The sequence below is a fragment of the Rhizobium centroccidentale genome, assembly GCF_030182565.1.
In the GTDB taxonomy this organism is placed as follows: domain Bacteria; phylum Pseudomonadota; class Alphaproteobacteria; order Rhizobiales; family Rhizobiaceae; genus Rhizobium.
The window spans coordinates 111206-128426 of the sequence record NZ_JAQJCG010000017.1 but is presented as its reverse complement, the minus strand read 5'-3'; the positions used below and the strand labels follow the sequence as shown (position 1 = coordinate 128426).

17 protein-coding genes are annotated in these 17221 nt (G+C 60.2%); all 17 read right to left on the bottom strand.

From position 1 onward, the window contains the following. Window positions 1-146 precede the first annotated feature (146 nt). The 17 genes from PH562_RS21560 to PH562_RS21480 all read right to left on the bottom strand — a co-directional run bounded on the left by PH562_RS21560 (window position 147) and on the right by PH562_RS21480 (window position 17221). A complete protein-coding gene (locus PH562_RS21560) occupies window positions 147-566 on the bottom strand; it encodes a helix-turn-helix domain-containing protein (RefSeq protein WP_285175542.1) in 420 nt (139 codons plus the stop codon). A 151-nt stretch (window positions 567-717) separates the two neighbouring features. Further along, window positions 718-2319: an apolipoprotein N-acyltransferase gene (gene lnt / locus PH562_RS21555; RefSeq protein ID WP_285175541.1), complete on the bottom strand. Its 1602-nt coding sequence runs from the start codon at window positions 2317-2319 to the stop codon at window positions 718-720. Window positions 2320-2397: 78 nt separating this feature from the next. Next, window positions 2398-3567 (bottom strand): hemolysin family protein, encoded by a 1170-nt coding sequence (locus tag PH562_RS21550; RefSeq protein ID WP_285175540.1) that lies wholly within the window; start codon window positions 3565-3567, stop codon window positions 2398-2400. Between the two features lie 25 nt (window positions 3568-3592). Then, window positions 3593-4099, bottom strand: coding sequence for an rRNA maturation RNase YbeY (gene ybeY, locus PH562_RS21545; RefSeq protein ID WP_113231872.1), 507 nt, complete (start codon window positions 4097-4099; stop codon window positions 3593-3595). 18 nt (window positions 4100-4117) lie between these two features. Further along, window positions 4118-5170: a PhoH family protein gene (locus PH562_RS21540; RefSeq protein WP_113231871.1), complete on the bottom strand. Its 1053-nt coding sequence runs from the start codon at window positions 5168-5170 to the stop codon at window positions 4118-4120. A 30-nt stretch (window positions 5171-5200) separates the two neighbouring features. Then, a complete protein-coding gene (gene miaB, locus PH562_RS21535) occupies window positions 5201-6613 on the bottom strand; it encodes a tRNA (N6-isopentenyl adenosine(37)-C2)-methylthiotransferase MiaB (protein WP_285175539.1) in 1413 nt (470 codons plus the stop codon). A 61-nt stretch (window positions 6614-6674) separates the two neighbouring features. Next, window positions 6675-7472, bottom strand: coding sequence for a lyso-ornithine lipid O-acyltransferase (olsA, locus tag PH562_RS21530; RefSeq protein ID WP_285175538.1), 798 nt, complete (start codon window positions 7470-7472; stop codon window positions 6675-6677). Window positions 7473-7502: 30 nt separating this feature from the next. Further along, window positions 7503-7931: a Fur family transcriptional regulator gene (locus PH562_RS21525; RefSeq protein WP_285175537.1), complete on the bottom strand. Its 429-nt coding sequence runs from the start codon at window positions 7929-7931 to the stop codon at window positions 7503-7505. A gap of 121 nt (window positions 7932-8052) precedes the next feature. Beyond that, window positions 8053-8547, bottom strand: a complete 495-nt coding sequence (locus PH562_RS21520; RefSeq protein WP_113231867.1) for a GNAT family N-acetyltransferase — start codon at window positions 8545-8547, stop codon at window positions 8053-8055. Between the two features lie 2 nt (window positions 8548-8549). Continuing rightward, the gene (gene tsaB, locus PH562_RS21515; RefSeq protein ID WP_285175536.1) at window positions 8550-9206 is read right to left on the bottom strand and encodes a tRNA (adenosine(37)-N6)-threonylcarbamoyltransferase complex dimerization subunit type 1 TsaB; all 657 of its coding nucleotides are present in this window, start codon (window positions 9204-9206) and stop codon (window positions 8550-8552) included. A 24-nt stretch (window positions 9207-9230) separates the two neighbouring features. Beyond that, the gene (locus PH562_RS21510) at window positions 9231-9797 is read right to left on the bottom strand and encodes a NifU family protein (protein WP_285175535.1); all 567 of its coding nucleotides are present in this window, start codon (window positions 9795-9797) and stop codon (window positions 9231-9233) included. Between the two features lie 116 nt (window positions 9798-9913). Then, window positions 9914-10405 (bottom strand): universal stress protein, encoded by a 492-nt coding sequence (locus tag PH562_RS21505; protein ID WP_285175534.1) that lies wholly within the window; start codon window positions 10403-10405, stop codon window positions 9914-9916. Window positions 10406-10480: 75 nt separating this feature from the next. Further along, the gene (trpS, locus tag PH562_RS21500) at window positions 10481-11545 is read right to left on the bottom strand and encodes a tryptophan--tRNA ligase (RefSeq protein ID WP_285175533.1); all 1065 of its coding nucleotides are present in this window, start codon (window positions 11543-11545) and stop codon (window positions 10481-10483) included. A gap of 112 nt (window positions 11546-11657) precedes the next feature. Further along, window positions 11658-12050, bottom strand: a complete 393-nt coding sequence (locus PH562_RS21495) for a VOC family protein (RefSeq protein ID WP_285175532.1) — start codon at window positions 12048-12050, stop codon at window positions 11658-11660. A gap of 245 nt (window positions 12051-12295) precedes the next feature. Further along, window positions 12296-13897, bottom strand: a complete 1602-nt coding sequence (gene murJ / locus PH562_RS21490; protein ID WP_113231862.1) for a murein biosynthesis integral membrane protein MurJ — start codon at window positions 13895-13897, stop codon at window positions 12296-12298. Next, window positions 13894-16809: a [protein-PII] uridylyltransferase gene (locus PH562_RS21485; protein WP_113231861.1), complete on the bottom strand. Its 2916-nt coding sequence runs from the start codon at window positions 16807-16809 to the stop codon at window positions 13894-13896. The genes murJ and PH562_RS21485 overlap by 4 nt, the downstream gene beginning before the upstream one ends. A 118-nt stretch (window positions 16810-16927) precedes the next feature. Next, complete coding sequence (locus PH562_RS21480) at window positions 16928-17221, bottom strand: hypothetical protein (RefSeq protein ID WP_113231860.1); 294 nt, start codon at window positions 17219-17221, stop codon at window positions 16928-16930.

Here is a 17221-nt window from a genome sequence, read left to right as displayed (position 1 = left end):
CGCCTCCGCCTCGAAAAACAAGCCGCACAAGGACATAAATATATCTTTATATCCCTGCCCAAGTGATAAAATTTTGCCGTAAATAGCGAAAAGGCGGCCAAAATGACCGCCTCTCGACTTTCTCGGTTTAACCCCGCTTCGAAGGGTTACTCGGCATCCGCCTCGGCCGCGAGCGCCTTGACCAGCTCGACAACTTTGCGTCGGACTTTGCCATCGGAAATTTTCACGAAAGCGCGGTTGAGCTGCAATCCTTCGGAAGACGACAGAAAGTCGACGACGTAGTTGGAGCTGGATGCCTCGGCCATGCCGCCCGTGCCGGCCGCGTGCTCGCCCGGTGCATCCTCGAAAAAGAAGGAAACCGGGACATTGAGGATGCTGGAGATATTCTGGAGGCGGCTGGCGCCAACGCGGTTGGTGCCTTTTTCGTATTTCTGGATTTGCTGAAACGTAATTCCGAGGCTTTCGCCGAGCTTCTCCTGGCTCATGCCAAGCATTGTGCGGCGGAGGCGTATGCGGCTACCGACATGAATGTCGATGGGGTTCGGCTTCTTTTTATTTTCAATCATCATTTTACCCTAACATAGGTTGAATTCAGGACCTGCCACCCGGTACCCTTCACCACCCCTATAACGCCACGTTGCAGCCGACGCCCCCAAGGCCTCCAGTCTACGTTCGAAAGGCGGACATCTAGCACTATGCAATTTTAGGGTTTTTTGGTCAATTCACCCTGAAAATAAAACCCATGCGCGAAATCACGGCAATCACGCCGACTGCTCCGATGATCAACCAAAAGTATGTTTTTCTGGCTTTATCGTCGATGCGCGATACGGTTGCGCCACCGAAAGTGGTATCTATGAAGCCTTGCTGATTATAATCGATGCCAGAAAGCACCCGTCCGTGTGCATCAACAAATGCTGAAATGCCGGTATTGGCGCTTCGAATCAACGGCAGTCCCTGCTCCACCGCCCTCACCCTTGCCTGCTGGAAATGCTGGTATGGGCCAGGCGTATCGCCGAACCAGCCGTCGTTCGTGACGTTGAGGATGGCATCGGCCTGCCGGATCTCCGACGTCATCTCATTCGGGAAGATGATCTCGTAGCAGATCAGCGGATAGAATTTGATGCCGTCTGGCATGGTCAGCAATTGCCGCTTGGTCGCCGCGGAGAACCCGCCCGGCAGTTCCACGACATTCTCGATACCGAGATAGCTCAGAATATGCTCGAAGGGCACATATTCGCCGAAGGGGACGAGATGGGTCTTGTCGGACGCACCGATGATCTGCCCGCGGCCGTCGATGACATAGATCGAATTGTAGTAGCGCGGCTCGACGCCCGGACCCATGTCTTCGACACGGACAGCCCCGGTAATCAGGATCTGATCGTCTTCGAGCTGATCGGCAATACGGGCGAGCGCATCGCGATTATCGGTGAGGATGAAGGGCACGGCCGTTTCCGGCCAGACGATGATGTCGGGCCGCTTGCCGCCATTGGCAGGCGGCTGCACGGAAAGCGCCAGGTGCTTGTCGAAGATGGCGGCGCGGTCGGCGGCCGTATCCATCTTGGTTTCCTGGTCGATCGAAGGCTGGACGATACGCACCACAGGTGCCGTCTTGGCATCGGTCAGCGGCGCCTCCGGCTGGCCTAATGCGTAATAGCCATAACCGACATGAGTGGCGGCGATGAGAATGGCAAGGCCGATCCCCGGCACCCGCCCCTGGCGCGTGCCGAGCAGCGCAGGTGTCGCAAAAACGAAGACGGCAAGCACGGTCACCCCGAGCACGCCGACGACATGCGCCGACTGCATCATCAGCGGAATGGGCATGGCGCCATAGCCGATGGCATTCCAGGGAAAGCCGGTGAAAAGAAAGCTGCGCAGCCATTCCAGGATACCGAAACTGAAGGCGAGTGCTGCGATACGCCCCATGCCGTCGGACCAGAGGATCCGTGCAAGCACGGTGGCGACGCCGTAGAAAACGGCCAGAAAGGCTGGCAGACCGAGGATTGCCAGCGGCAGCGCCCAGGCGAACTCGTCGGCATCGATCAGCAGCGCATGGCCAAGCCACCAGAGGCCGGCGACAAAATAGCCGAAGCCGAACAGCCAGCCGGTGAAGAAGGCAGGCCACAGGCGCCCGAGCAGGCCGCTATCCGGGCCGGCAGCAACGCCATCCAGCAGCCAGACGAGCAGGGTGAACGAGACGAACATTGCCGCGAAGAAACCGAAGGGCGGCAGCGCCAGCACGCCGATGGCGCCGGCTAAAATGGTAAGCAACGCACGTTTGAAACCCCAGACGAGGATCACCCTGCCCGAAAGCCATTCCATGCGCCAGCTCCGTCCAATCGCGAATCAATTGGGCGCAGTCTTTCAAAAATGCAGCGATTTGTCCCGCTCCCGCGCCATTTATTGGCTGGCGGCGTTACGCTCGGCCGGCGTTTCCTCGGTGATCGTTTCCGGTGCCGGCAAATCGCGCTCCGACGCACCCGCCTCGCCTTCCAGCTTGACGGTCGGACGGCGGCGAGCGGCATGGCGCTTACGCGTGATGCGCACCCGCTTGATGCGGCGCGGATCGGCATCGAGAATGTGGAATTCGAAGCCTGGAAGCGCCTGCACCACCTCGCCACGCACCGGAATGCGGCCGAGGGCGGAGAAGATCAGGCCGCCGAGCGTATCCACCTCGTCCACCTGCTCGGCGATATCGAAATCCGGACCGATCGCAGCTGCGATCTCCTCCAACTCGACACGAGCGTCAGCAACGAAGACGTCCTCCGAGACGCGCTTGAACATGACTTCTTCATCATCATGCTCGTCGTCGATGTCGCCCACGACCATTTCCACGATGTCCTCGTGCGAGGCCAGGCCATCCGTGCCACCATATTCATCGATCACAAGCGCCATCTGCGTGCGGTTGACCTGCATGCGTCGCAGGAGATCGGAGGCAAGCATCGAAGGCGGTACGAACAGGATCTTGCGGATGATGCCGGCTTCCGCCAGCGTCTTCTGCAGATCGACCCGCGAAAGGTCGAAATTCGGCTTGGCCGAGCGTGCGGGCTTTTCGGTTGCGGGAGTGGCTGGTGCCGCAGCCGTCTTCGCACTGCCGTTGCGGCGCTTGTTGCGGGCCTGCTTAGCGACATAGGACAGAAGGTCGCGGATATGCACCATGCCGCGCGGATCATCCAGCGTGTCGGCATAGACGGGCATACGCGAACGGCCGCTTTCCTCGAAGAGGATCATCAGTTCGCCGATGGTGATGTTCTGATCCACGGCCTCGATGTCGGCGCGTGGTACCATGACATCCTCGACGCGCACCTCGCGGAAGCGCAGGATATTGTGGAGCATCGCCCGCTCATCCGCGGAGAAGGCATCGTCACCGGCCGCGTTGGTCATCAACGCATCGGCCAGATCCTCGCGCAACCGAGCGGAATCCTGTGCCGGGCGCAGAATGCGCGCAGCACGTGCCCAGAATGAAGAGTGGGATCGCTTGCCGTTGCTACTACTGCCTACCTCGTCGGAGGAGGCTGCTTCGGCTCCGTCTTTGGCCTCGGGGGCCGATCTTGTCGTAAAGTCGCTCATTGTTCCTGGTCAGACAGGGTTCAAATCAAATGGGGTCTTGTCCCGCATAGGGATCAGATAGGCCAAGACTAGCCAAAATGCGAGTCTCCAGCCCCTCCATTCTTTCGGCTTCGCTATTATTCATATGGTCGTAGCCGAAGAGATGCAAGAAACCATGCACCATCAAATGCGTCAGATGGTCGTCAAAACTCTTTTCGAGATCGACCGCCTCACGCTCCACCGTCTCCCTGGCGATGATGATATCGCCCAGCATCGGGCCGGGCTTGCCGCCGGGTTCAAGCGGGAAAGCCGGAAAAGAAAGTACATTCGTCGCCTTGTCCTGTGACCGCCATTCCGCATTGATCTCGCGGATCGAAGCGTCATCGGTAAAGACCAGCGACAATTCGGGCGCCATTTTTGGAAACGGCTGCTTCTCGTATTTCTTGAGATAATTCGCAGCTTCACCTAGCACGCGCTCGGCAAGCGACTGCAATACCTCTTCGGAGGGCCAATCGCCCTCCTCCACACTGATCTGTATATCGAGTTCGGCCATGAGCTTTCGTGCCGCAGATCAGATCTGCGGATCGCTTTCCTCTGCCTTTGCGGCATAGGTGGAATCGTAGGCCCGGACGATGCGCGCCACCAGCGGATGACGGACAACGTCCGTATCCTTGAAGCGGACGATGGTGATGCCCTCGACGCCGTTCAGCAGCTCGAGCGCTTCCACCAGGCCGGATTTGACACCGCGCGGCAAGTCGATCTGGCTCGGATCACCCGTCACGATCATCCGCGAGTTTTCGCCGAGACGCGTCAGGAACATCTTCATCTGCATGGATGTCGTATTCTGTGCCTCATCGAGGATGACGGCGGCATTGGCAAGCGTGCGGCCGCGCATGAAGGCAAGCGGCGCGATCTCGATGACGCCTGCCGTGATGGCACGTTCGACCTTGTCGCCGGGCATCATGTCGTAGAGCGCGTCGTAGAGCGGACGCAGATAGGGATCGACCTTTTCCTTCATGTCGCCGGGCAGGAAGCCGAGGCGCTCGCCGGCTTCGACGGCCGGGCGCGATAGGATGATCTTCTCCACGGCACCGCGCTCCAGGAGCTGGGCGGCGTGCGCCACGGCGAGATAGGTTTTGCCCGTACCGGCCGGGCCGACGCCGAGGACGAGCTCGGACCGCTCCAGTGCCCGCATATAGGCATCCTGAGTCGGCGTCCGCGCAATGATCGTCTTCTTGCGCGTCGAAATCTGCGCCATCGTCAACTTGGCTTTTCTCTCCATGGTCGGCAGCGTCAATTGGTCGTCGGCGGCAACCGCCATGCGGATTGCCCCTTCCACGTCGGAAGGTTCCACATTGCCGCCTTTTTGCAGCTTATCATAGAGGTAATCGAGCGTGCGGCGCGCCTGATTGGTGGCCAGCACATCGCCTGTGATGACGACGGAGTTGCCGCGAGCGCGGGCGTCGATGCCGAGGCGCTCCTCAAGCAGCTTCAAATTCTGGTCGAACTGCCCGAAAAGCTCACTGGCGAACCGATTGTTCTCGAACGTCAGGGTGAAGTGATTGGCGTCGCTCGCGGTGCGGGGCTGGCGCGATGAAGAAGAAACCAATTCCTGTCCGTTCAAGCGGTGCGGCTCCTTTGGTCCGTCCGGAACCTAGAGCAATTCAGCGAAAAGGCTGTTGGTGCTGGTTCCGGTGATTCGTACATTAATAATGTCACCGATTTGCGATGCTTTTGCATCAACATTCACAGACTGCAGCCAAGGGGAGCGTCCAATCAACTGGCCCGGCATCCGGCCCGGCTTTTCCAGAAGGATATCCACTGTTTTGCCCACGCAGGCCTCCGCAAACGCATGCTGCTGCTTCAGCAACAATGCCTGCAAACGCTCCAGCCGTTCGGTCTTGACCTCTTCGGGCACCTGATCCTTCAACTCCGCGCCAGGCGTACCTGGCCGTGTGGAATATTTGAATGAGAAGGCCTGTGCATAATTCACCTCCTCAATCAGTCTGAGTGTATCCTCAAAATCCTGGTCTGTCTCCCCCGGGAAGCCGACGATGAAGTCACCCGAAAGGGCAATATCCGGGCGCGCCGCACGGATTCTCTCGATGAGAGTGAGGTATTCCGCCGCCGTATGCCGTCGGTTCATTGCCTTCAGGATGCGATCCGAGCCGGCCTGAACCGGAAGATGCAGATAGGGCATCAGCGTCCGCAGGTCGCGATGCGCGCCGATCAGGCGGTCGTCCATATCGCGCGGGTGGCTGGTCGTGTAGCGCAGGCGCGCGAGACCAGGGATTTCCGCCAGACGATAGAGGAGATCGCCAAGGCTCCAGGCTTCGCCCGTCGGACCGGCGCCATGCCAGGCATTGACGTTCTGGCCGAGCAGCGTGATTTCGCGCACGCCGCCATCCACAAGTTTTTCGGCCTCTTCGACGATCTGGGAGACCGGACGGGAGACTTCGGAACCACGGGTATAGGGCACGACGCAGAAGGTGCAGAACTTGTCGCAGCCTTCCTGCACCGTCAAAAAGGCGGTGACGCCGCGGGCGCGGATCTTCGTCTTCTCTGCGATCGGCAGATGCTCGAACTTGTCCTCGATCGCATATTCCGTGTCGACGACGCGCTGGCCTTCCTTGGCGCGGCGAAGCGCTTCCGGCAGGCGATGGTAGGTCTGCGGGCCGATGACGACATCGACGGCGGGCGCACGGCGCAGGATTTCCTCGCCTTCGGCCTGGGCGACGCAGCCGGTAACGCCGATCATCATTTCGCGGCCGTCGGCGGCCTTGCGCTTCTTCATCTCGCGCAGACGACCAAGCGCGGAATAGACCTTTTCGGCCGCTTTCTCGCGGATATGACAGGTGTTCAAAAGGACGAGATCGGCCTCTTCCATGTCCTCGGTCGGCTCGTAGCCGTCGCGGGAGAGCGCATCGCTCATCCGCATGGAATCATAGACGTTCATCTGGCAGCCGTAGGTCTTGATGAAGACCTTGCGGCTGTTGGAGCCGTCGCGGGAACCGAGCTGCAAAGCGTCGGCCGCCGGGGCGTCGAAGGTCAGGCTATCCTTGGTCATGGGCCGCTATGTAGTGGCTTTTGCTTTCGGAGAAAATGAAAAAGTTGGAATCACCCGGAAATCAGGCGATCTCGCGCCCGAGCAGGCGGCTGGCAAGCATATTGCGGATGCGCCTGGCGATCGTAGCGCTGACTTCCTTGCGATTGGTGCCGGCGCGATAATCCACCGCCTCGCCGAAACAGACGTCGACATCGATGGCACCGCACTGGATGATGCCCTTCAGGTGCGGCACAAGCTCGATATCTCCAGGCCATGCCGTCAGCGGGCGATAATAGCGGCCCATCGGTGTTCCATGGACGCGGGTATAGGCGACCGCGACCGGCTGAACATGCACGACGGCATCCGGCGCCTTCGGCAGGGCGGCAGCGGCAGCACCGAACAGCGAGGATTTGACTTCGAGCAGCCGATTGCCGTCCGAAGTCGTGCCCTCGGGAAACAGCACCATGATTTCGCCATCCGCCATGCGGTCGGCGATCTCGTTCACCTGCTCGCCGGTCTTGCGCTTTTGCTCCCGCTCGACGAAGACGCTCTTCTGCCACTGTGCGAAAAGCCCGAAGATCGGCCAGTCCCGCACTTCCGACTTGGCGATGAAGGAGACGTCGGCCACCGCCGACAACACGAGAATATCGAGCCAGGATGAGTGGTTGGACGCCAGCATGAGAGGCCGGCTCGTCTCCATCTTGCCGACCACGTGGATGCGCACGCCAAGCCAATAGCAGACGATACGATGCCAGTAGCGCGGCAGATAGCGCCGAAGTTTCCAGTCAAAGCGCAGACAGAGGATCTGCAGCGGCAGCATCACCGCGCTGACGACACCAATAACCACGGCGGCACAGCCGATGCGCAGCCAGGTCATCAAATCATTCGCTCCTGCATGAAAGCCTTCACGTCAACCTTCGTCCTTCTTCAGCGGGATGCCGTAAAGCTCCAGCCGGTGGTCGACGAGTTTGAAGCCATGTTCACGGGCAATGCGTTCCTGCAAAGCCTCGATCTCCGGCGAATGGAATTCAATTACCATGCCGTTTTTCAAGTCGATCAGATGATCATGATGTTCTTCCGGCACGGTTTCGTAGCGGGAGCGACCATCACGGAAATCGTGGCGGGCGAGAAGCCCGGCATCTTCGAACAGCTTGACGGTGCGATAGACCGTCGAGATCGAGATTTTCGCATCCACCTCCACCGAGCGGCGATAAAGCTCCTCGACATCGGGGTGATCGCCGGAGCTCTCGATGATGCGCGCAATGACCCGGCGCTGCTCCGTCATGCGCATTCCGCGTTCGGCGCAAAGCTCCTCCAGGGATTTTACGGCGTCTTCCATCAATCGCTGTCTTCGGTCTGTTTGGACTGTGGCAACAGTTGGAGCGTCGAATTGCTGCTCTAACTATTTGTTTTGCCGCATTTGTGCGACGCCAGGTGATGCCACTTGGCTCCGAAATGCTCTAGCGAAGAACGCGACGCATGACAAGCGCCGTCGACTTCTGGCCGTTTTCGCCGACATAATAGGCCTTACGCTCCCCTACCGTCTCGAAACCGAGCTTGCGATAGAGGCCGAGCGCCGGCTGATTGCTGCCATCGACCTCCAGGAACATGGTTTCGCCGCCGCGATTGCGGGCTTCCCGCAGAGCCGCCTGCATGAGGCGCCAGCCGAGACCGGAGCGTGCGAGTTTGGCATTGACGGCAATCGTCAAGATTTCGCCCTCACCCGCCACATGCCGCGCCAGCACGAAGCCGGGAAGCGCCTTTTTCAAGATGGCATTGGTCTGACGGGCGACGAAGCCGAAGGTAGTCTCCTGTCCGAGGAGGCCTTGAAATTCGCTCTCGTCCCATACCCGCGGGAACCGTTCGCCATGCAGGAGCGCCACTTCGGCGCAATCCTTCAATTCCATCGGGACGATTTCGTATTCGGCTTTCAAGGTAAGGTAGGATTCGAGCATGTCTATTGCCTGGCAACTGCGTATCCGGCCTGCGGTCTGGCATCGGGTCCGCGAAGATAAAGCGGCTTCGGCTTTTCGCCGGCAGGCTTGCCGGCGCCCAGCCGGGCGACGATGGCAATCGGAAATGCGTCTGGCCGCTCCGCAGGCGGCGCGTCGCTCAACCGGGCGACAGCCGTTCCGGTGACGATCCCGTCGAATGCGCCGGCGATTGCTCGCGCTTCGTCGATCGTCACGGCCCGAGCCTCGTCCAGCGGGTTGCCATCCGAATCGAAGCTCTGGAGATAGATCTCCTCGCGCTTGGCATCGATGGCAGCCAGAACCGACTTGCCCGGATTCTGCGCTCTGGCAGCCGCCGCCATGACCTCGAGGGTCGTGATGCCGACTGCAGGAACATCGAGGGAAAGTGCAAAACCGCGTGCAGCTGCGACGCCGATGCGGATGCCGGTGAAGGAACCGGGGCCGACGGTCACGACGACACGTTCAACCGCCGAAAGCGCCACATCGGCTTTCGCCAGCGCCTCGTCGACAACGTGCATCAAATGCTCGGCATGCCCCCGCCCGATCGTTTCCGTGACCTCCCCCATCACAGAATCACTGCCGCTATCATACACAGCGGCAGCGCAATCCACACCTGCCGTGTCGAGCGCCAGTACGATCATGTCAATTTTTCCGCTAGGCCGGGATTAGACGGCTTCGACTTCCTGCACTTCCGGGACAAAATGGCGCAGAAGGTTCTGCACGCCATGCTTCAGCGTCGCCGTGGAGGACGGGCAACCAGAGCAGGATCCCTTCATGTTGAGGTAGACCTTGCCGTCACGGAAGCCGCGGAAGGTGATGTCGCCACCATCCTGGGCAACTGCCGGACGAACGCGCGTTTCAAGCAGCTCCTTGATGGTCAGCACGATCGACTCGTCGCCCTCGTCGAAAAATTCGCCGCCGGCATCCTGTACTTCGGAGAGAACCGATGCGGTGCCCATGACCGGCTTGCCGGACATAAAGTGCTCCATGATCGAGCCGAGAATGGCCGGCTTCAGATGCTGCCATTCCTGCTGTTCCTTGGAGACGGAAATAAAGTCGTAGCCGAAATAAACGCCGATCACGCCCGGGATCTCGAAGAGGCGGGCAGCAAGCGGCGACGCTTCGGCTTCTTCGGCGCTGCGGAACTCGGCCGTGCCGCTTTCCATCACCACTTTGCCCGGCAGGAACTTGAGGGTCGCGGGGTTCGGCGTCGCTTCGGTCTGAATGAACATCTTGATCTCCATGCGGCGGGCGAAAACCCGGTCCCGACTTTAGAATATTTCAAAAGAAGATAGGCCTTTTGGCCATTCTATTCAAGAGAGTGTTTCTCAAGAAATGGCACACGCGATCAACTCAGCGCGTCGATTTCCTCATTGCTCAGCGTATCCGGGAGCACTGTCACCGGGATCGGAAAAGCGGCAGCTCGACCGGCGATCGACGAAACCAGTGGGCCGGGACCTTCCTTGGCCGAACCGGCGGCAAGCACGAGAAGCGCGATATCCCGGTCCTCCTCGATCGCGGCATTGATCTGCTCGGCAGCAGCACCCTCGCGGATGACGATTTCAGCATCGATGCCGATGTTTTCGCGCACGGTCTGCGCAGCCTTTGCGGTTGCCGCCTCGGCCTCCTCGCGTGCTTCCGCCCGCATGATCTCCTCGACCCCGAGCCATTGCTGGAAGTCACCCTCGGGGATCACATAGAGCAGTACGAGACCGCCATTGGAATTCTTGGCGCGCCGGCCGGCATAATGGACGGCGCGCTGGCATTCAGGCGTGCCGTCGATGACCGCCATGAACTTGCGGCGATGACCTTCGAGCCGTGAAAGACGTTTTGAAACCATACGGCGACTCTGACACCCGAAGGCGGCGTTTTGCAAGCCCCCGTTTGGCAACCGGAGCTCTCCATTACGACATCATCAATAGAGAAAGCCGATAATGTCGCGAACCTGCTTCATGGTGACGTCGGCGCGGGCGCGGGCGCGGGCACTGCCATCGCGCAGAACAGCATCGATATGGCCGGGATCTGCCATCAGGCGGCGCATTTCCATTGTGATCGGCGAAAGCACATGCACGGCGAGATCGACCAGTGCCGGCTTGAAGACGGAGAACTGCTGGCCACCGAATTCCGAGAGAACCTCGGCCTTCGACTTGTCGGCAAGCGCTGCATAGATGCCAACCAGATTGTCGGCTTCCGGCCGGCCGGCAAGGCCGGCGATTTCGCTCGGCAAACCATCCGGATCGGTCTTGGCCTTGCGGATCTTCTTCGAGATGTTTTCCTCGTCATCGAGCAGGTTGATGCGCGAGAGGTCCGATGCGTCGGATTTCGACATCTTCTTCGTGCCGTCGCGCAGCGACATGACGCGCGGCGCCGGGCCATCGATCAATGGTTCGACCATCGGGAAATAGGCATGCACCGGCTCGTCGCCGACGGTGATATCGATGCCGTAGCCCGTGCGACGGATATGCTCCATATAGTCCAGATTGAACTTCATGGCGATGTCGCGGGTCAGCTCCAGATGCTGCTTCTGGTCGTCACCGACCGGAACATGGGTGGCGCGATAGAGCAGAATATCGGCGGCCATCAGGCTCGGATAGGCATAAAGGCCGAGCGAGGCCTGCTCGCGGTCTTTGCCGGCCTTGTCCTTGAACTGCGTCATGCGGTTCATCCAGCCGATACGGGCGACGCAGTTGAAGATCCAGGCAAGCTCGGCATGTCCCGGCACGGCCGACTGATTGAAGACGATATGCTTTTCCGGATCGATGCCGGCGGCAAGGAAGGCCGCAGTGATCGAACGCGTCTGGTTCGGCATGTCCTCATGGACGAGCTGCGCCGTCAGCGCATGCATGTCGACGACGCAATAGATGCAGTCGTTGTTGGCCTGCAGGGCCACGAACTTGCGGATCGCGCCGAGATAGTTGCCGAGGTGGAGGTTGCCGGTAGGCTGAACGCCGGAGAATACGAGCGGCTTGAATTCGGTCATGTCGTCCTCAAAAGGCTTGTGGAGGGCCTGGGCGAGCGGCGCTCGACCCTTGGTTTCGAGCGGCTTATGCACGGCGGATAGGTTGGGATCAAGAGGTTATATGGGGGCAGTCTCAGGAAGAATGCTGGATCAGATCCCAGGTGTTGCCATAGGGATCGGCAAAGACCGCCACGGTGCCATAGACCTCATGGCGCGGCTCCTCCAGAAAGCGCACGCCCTTTGCCTTCATCGCGGCATGATCGTGGGCGAAATCATCGGTCTTGAGGAAGAAGCCGACGCGGCCGCCGGTCTGGTTACCGATCGCCGCACGCTGGCTGTCGCTAGCGGCTTGAGCGAGCAATAGCGCGGCGCCCTCCGTGCCTTTCGGCCTGACGACGACCCAGCGCTTGCCCTCCGGCTGCACTTCATCCGCCAAGCAATCGAAACCGAGGGCATCGCAGTAGAAGGCCTTGGCGCGGTCGTAGTCATCGACGACGAGGGTAATGAGGAAGAGGGATTGGGGCATTGGGGCTCCACTTTTGGCAAAGTCGTCCCCTCGCCCCGCTTGCGGGGAGAGGGCTAGGGTGAGGGGCCATGCACAAACGTTCGGCGTGGGCAGACTATCTTGGCCAGCCGCTAAAGCGGCGATGCCTACATACTTTAACTCTGCGGGAGCCTCAATGAACGCCCCTCATCCGACTTGTCGCGATCTCACTTTGTTCGATGGCGCCAAGCCACCTTCTCCCCGCATTGCGGGGCGAAGGCGCTTTGTTACTCCCCATTCACCGCCTTCGCATCCGACGCAGTCGCGGCCCGCTTGCGCTTCAAATTGCGGCGCACCATGCCCAAATCCACGCCGCCGATCAGGAAGGCGACAATGAAATACACTGCCATCGCAATCAATATGAGCAAACCCAGGACGCCGGTCTTGGTGAGCAGCGTCGAGCCGGACCCCAGAAGCGGCTCCCACCGATGAGACAAATATACGATGACACCACCCATGACGGCTGAGGAGACGAGCAGCATGGCGGTGCGTCGCACCAGCGACCATTCCCAGACGAGATGCCCGCGGCGATAGAGCGTAACGAAGAGCTGTACAGCGTTCAGCCATCCGGCAACCGCTTCGGCGAGCGCAATGCCGCGTTCGGCCAGCACCGGGAAAAGCAAGATGGACAGCGCCGAATTGACGGCGACGGCGACCGCCGTGTAGCGCATCGGCGATTTCGTATCTTCACGGGCATAAAAGCCGGGCTGCAAGGCCTTGATCAGCACGAAAGCCGGCAGGCCCAGGCCGAAGATGGCAAGGATGGAGCCGACCAGCGTTGTATTGTTCGCGTTAAAGGCGCCGCGCTCGTAAAGCACGCGGATGATATCGTCGGAGAGCAGCCACAGGGCGACAGCGGCCGGCAGGGTCAGGAACAGCACGAATTCGATCGAGCGGTTCTGGATATTGGCGGCTTCCTTGATATGGCCCGACTTCAGCGAACGCGCCAATTCCGGCAAAAGCACGATTCCGACCGCGACGCCGACGACGCCGAGCGGCAGCTGGTAGATGCGGTCTGCATATTGCAGGGCAGCGATCGCGCCTTCCTTGCCCGAGGCGATCGCCTGGCCGATCACCAGATTGATCTGAGTGACGCCGCCGGTGATGGCTGCTGGGATCGCAAGAAGCAGGAGCCGCTTGACATTGGGTGTGAAGCGCGGAAAGCGCAGGCCGATACTGATGCCGGCATGACGCACGCCGATATAGACGACGGCCAGCTGCAGCACGCCCGCCACCAGCACCGACCAGGACAGATACCAGGCGGTGGTCAGCGGATCGGCGCCGAAATAGATCGCGTAGAACAGCGCGCTGATCATCACCAGGTTGAGGAAGATCGGAGCCACGGCTGCGGCGAAGAAATGATGCAGCGAATTCAGCATGCCGCTCATCATCGCCGTCAGCGACATCGACATGAGATAGGGGAACATCACGGCCGCCAACCGGACCGTCAGGTCGAATTTCTCGGCATCGTCGGCGAAACCAGGCGCTATGACCCAACGCACCAGGAGTGGCATGGCCAGTTCCATGACGATGGTGATCAGCAGCAGGACCGAGAAGAGAACGCCGAACACCTCTTCAGAAAAACGCTTGGCGCCGTCGATGCCGTTGGCCTCGATTTCCTTGGCAAAGAGCGGCACGAAGGCGGCGTTGAAGGCGCCTTCGGCAAACAAGCGGCGGAAGAGGTTCGGAAAACGGAAGGCGGCGTAGAAGACGTCGGCCATCGGCCCGGTGCCGAGGGCGGCAGCCATCAGCGTTTCGCGGGCGAAGCCGAAGATGCGGCTGCCAAGCGTCGCGCCACCGACGGTGATGAATTTCTTGACTAGGCTCATGCGGCTGAACCGGCTTTCTTCTCGGTGTCTGACTTTTCGACGGCGGCGCCGCGCGTGGCGGCCGGCGCGATGATGCCGGAGGGCATGCGTTCGCGCATTTCATCCTCCTCGCCGGCCATGACGGCTTTCAGGCGTGCGGTGATGTAGGCTCGCCTGTTCTCGTTGGAAATCTTCTGCCCGACGAGATCGGCGACATAGAAGGTGTCGATGACCTTCTCGCCGAAGGTGGTGATGCGGGCCGACTGGATATCGAGCGACAAGTCCGAAAGAACAGCGGTGATTTCCGACAATAGGCCGGGGCGGTCAAGGCATTCGACCTCGATGACCGTGAACTTGTTGGAGAGGCTGTTGGTGATGATGACAGACGGCGGGATGACGAAAGCCTTGTTCTTGCGGCGGTTCTTCGTCCGTGTCGCGATGACCTCCGGCAGCCGCTTGCGGCCGGCCAGCACATCCTCGATCATCTTGCCGATGGTGGCGGCACGGCGCAGTTCATCGGCATCATCGGGGAATTCGCGGCTGACATGGATGGTGTCTAGCGCGCGGCCGTCCGATGTCGTGAAGATCTGCGCATCGGCGATATTGGCTCCGGCCGCGGCGCAGGCGCCGGCGATCACGGTCAAAAGACGCGGATGGTCGGGCGAGAGCACGGTGATCTCGGTAATGGCGTGGAAGCTGTCGGTGCGTACCATCGTGGCGAGCACCTTGCCCGCCTTGTCGGATTCACGCATGAACTGCGTATGGCGGATTTGATCTTCCAGCGGCACGGACAGCAGATAGGGCTGATAGTGGAGCTTGACGTAGGCCTTGCGCTCCTTCTGGCTCCAATCAGCAAGTGCATGTTCCAGGGCTCCGGCGGCAGCTTCGGCGCGTTCCTTGCGCGAGACTTCGGAGAACCCGCCTGACAGCAGCAGCTCGGTTTCATAATAGAGCGTGCGCAGCAGCTGGCCCTTCCAGCCGTTCCAGACGCCAGGACCGACGGCGCGGATGTCGCAGACGGTCAGGATCAGCAGCATCTTCAGCCGGTCGAGCGACTGCACCCGGTCGGCGAAATCGATAATGGTCTTGCGGTCGGTCAAGTCGCGCGTCTGGGCGACCATCGACATGGTCAGGTGTTCGGCGATCAGCCAGACCACCAGCTCCGTCTGTTTCGGCGAAAGGCCGAAGCGCGGGCAGAGCTTGCGTGCAACTGCGGCACCGGCTTCCGAATGGTCTTCCTCGCGGCCCTTGGCAATATCATGCAGCAGCACGGCGACATAGAGCGCGTCGCGATCCTCGATATTGGGCATCAGCTTGTTGGTGAGCGGATGAATATCCTCGGCCTTGCCCTTGTCGATTTCCGACAGCACCTCGACGGCACGGATGAGATGCTCGTCCACCGTATAGTGGTGATACATGTTGAACTGCATCATCGAGACAATCTTGCCGAATTCCGGAATGAAACGCCCGAGTACGCCGGCCTCGTTCATGCGGCGCAGGATCAGAGCGGGATCGCGCTTCGAGGTGAGGATCGAGAGGAAGAGCCGGTTCGCCTCCTCGTTCTCGCGCAGATCGTTATCGATCAGGCTCAGCGAGCGTGTGACGCGCTTCAATGCATCCGGATGGAATTCGAGCCCATTGATATCGGCAACGAAGAACAGCCGGATGAGACTGACCGGATCGCGCTTGAAGACATCGGGATTGGCAAGCGCGATCCGGCCGCGGTCCTCGACGAATTCGACGGTGCCGGGAATCTTGCGCGAGCGGTTGGCAAAGCGGCTGATGACGCCGGTGAGGCCCGGGGTAGCCTTTGCCTGCTGGTCCTCAAGTGCCGCGCAGAGGATGCGGGTGAGATCGCCGACATCCTTGGCGACAAGGAAATAGTGCTTCATGAAGCGCTCGACGGCCGAAAGGCCCGGGCGGGCGTGATAGTCGAGGGCTGCAGCGATATCGCGCTGGATATCGAAGGAAAGCCGCTCTTCCGCCTTGCCGGTCAGGAAATGCATGTGGCAGCGCACGGCCCAGAGGAAATCCTCGGCTTTTTCGAAGAGGCGGTATTCCTGCTTCGAGAGCACGCCGAGCTTCACCAGTTCGGCTGGATCGCGGACGTGGTAGTAATATTTCGAGATCCAGAACAGCGTGTGCAGATCGCGCAGGCCGCCCTTGCCTTCCTTGACGTTCGGCTCGACCAGATAGCGGGTGTCGCCGGCCTTGCGATGGCGTTCGTCGCGTTCGGCAAGCTTGGCGGCGATGAATTCCGGGCCGGTATTGGTGATGATTTCCTTGTCGAAGCGCGCCTGCAGCTCGCGCTCCAGCGCGACGTTGCCGCAGATATAACGGGTTTCGAGAATGGCGGTGCGCACCGTCATATCGGACTTGGCCTCGCGGATGCATTCCTCGACTGTGCGCGTGGCATGGCCGACTTTGAAGCCCATGTCCCAAAGCATATAGAGAATGAATTCGACCGCCTTGTGCGTCTCGCTCGCCGGCTTTGGCTGGAAGAGGAAGAGAAGGTCGATATCGGAGCCAGGCGCCAGCGTATCGCGGCCATAACCGCCGACGGCGGTGACGGAGAAGGCGCCAGCCTGTTTCGGATAGACGTGACGGACGGTGAAATCGTAGATGACGGTGATGATCTGGTCCTGCAGCCAGGAAATCCGGTGCGCGCAATTGAGCCCGCTGCCGTCGGCGATCAGCAATCGCCGTGCTTCTTCCCGTCCATCCTGGCTCGCCTTTTTCAACAGCGCCAGCAGCGCGGAGCGCTCTTCATTCTTGTCCAGGCCGCGTTTGGCGAGAGCCTCGCACTCCGCCTTCAGCGCGGATACATCGAGAATGGTCGAAAAATCGATATGATGCGTTTCCATGCTCTGCCGATCGGCTTTCTCTTCGCTGACCGCGGCCCGTTGCCGGCGCGCCTGTCTTTTCGTCTGCATGCGCTATAGCCTCTTTGGCCCACGATTAACACAGGCATTCTGGGCCTGGTCTTTCCATGATTTTTACCGGACCAAAGTTGACGAAGCGTGACGGCAATCGACGCAGAAGCCGGCGGTTTTAGGGCCTTGCCGGCTCGATCGCCCGTCTGAGCTCGTTCAAGCTATATAATATGTTTCGCGACTGGGCGCCGATCTGCGTCACCATTTCGCGCTCGCATTCCCAATAACCGGCCTTGGCGATTTTCGAGCAAATATCGGAAATACGGCTGCAGGATAGGGTGATATCGAGCAGGCCGCGATCGGATTCACAGTCCGGGGCTTCGCCCTCGCCACAGATCTTGCCGCGCGCGGCGATCGGAGAGAAGCGCTCACCCAGAGTGCGGACTTCGGCGAGAAGAACTTCGAGATACAT

Bases quoted from the DNA above. Each gene is read 5' to 3' on its own strand.
- PH562_RS21560 (WP_285175542.1), bottom strand. From the start codon at position 566: ATGATTGAAAATAAAAAGAAGCCGAACCCCATCGACATTCATGTCGGT.
- lnt (WP_285175541.1), bottom strand. From the start codon at position 2,319: ATGGAATGGCTTTCGGGCAGGGTGATCCTCGTCTGGGGTTTCAAACGT.
- PH562_RS21550 (WP_285175540.1), bottom strand. From the start codon at position 3,567: ATGAGCGACTTTACGACAAGATCGGCCCCCGAGGCCAAAGACGGAGCC.
- ybeY (WP_113231872.1), bottom strand. From the start codon at position 4,099: ATGGCCGAACTCGATATACAGATCAGTGTGGAGGAGGGCGATTGGCCC.
- miaB (WP_285175539.1), bottom strand. From the start codon at position 6,613: ATGACCAAGGATAGCCTGACCTTCGACGCCCCGGCGGCCGACGCTTTG.
- PH562_RS21525 (WP_285175537.1), bottom strand. From the start codon at position 7,931: ATGGAAGACGCCGTAAAATCCCTGGAGGAGCTTTGCGCCGAACGCGGA.
- PH562_RS21520 (WP_113231867.1), bottom strand. From the start codon at position 8,547: ATGCTCGAATCCTACCTTACCTTGAAAGCCGAATACGAAATCGTCCCG.
- tsaB (WP_285175536.1), bottom strand. From the start codon at position 9,206: ATGATCGTACTGGCGCTCGACACGGCAGGTGTGGATTGCGCTGCCGCT.
- PH562_RS21510 (WP_285175535.1), bottom strand. From the start codon at position 9,797: ATGTTCATTCAGACCGAAGCGACGCCGAACCCCGCGACCCTCAAGTTC.
- PH562_RS21505 (WP_285175534.1), bottom strand. From the start codon at position 10,405: ATGGTTTCAAAACGTCTTTCACGGCTCGAAGGTCATCGCCGCAAGTTC.
- trpS (WP_285175533.1), bottom strand. From the start codon at position 11,545: ATGACCGAATTCAAGCCGCTCGTATTCTCCGGCGTTCAGCCTACCGGC.
- PH562_RS21495 (WP_285175532.1), bottom strand. From the start codon at position 12,050: ATGCCCCAATCCCTCTTCCTCATTACCCTCGTCGTCGATGACTACGAC.
- murJ (WP_113231862.1), bottom strand. From the start codon at position 13,897: ATGAGCCTAGTCAAGAAATTCATCACCGTCGGTGGCGCGACGCTTGGC.
- PH562_RS21485 (WP_113231861.1), bottom strand. From the start codon at position 16,809: ATGCAGACGAAAAGACAGGCGCGCCGGCAACGGGCCGCGGTCAGCGAA.
- PH562_RS21480 (WP_113231860.1), bottom strand. From the start codon at position 17,221: ATGTATCTCGAAGTTCTTCTCGCCGAAGTCCGCACTCTGGGTGAGCGC.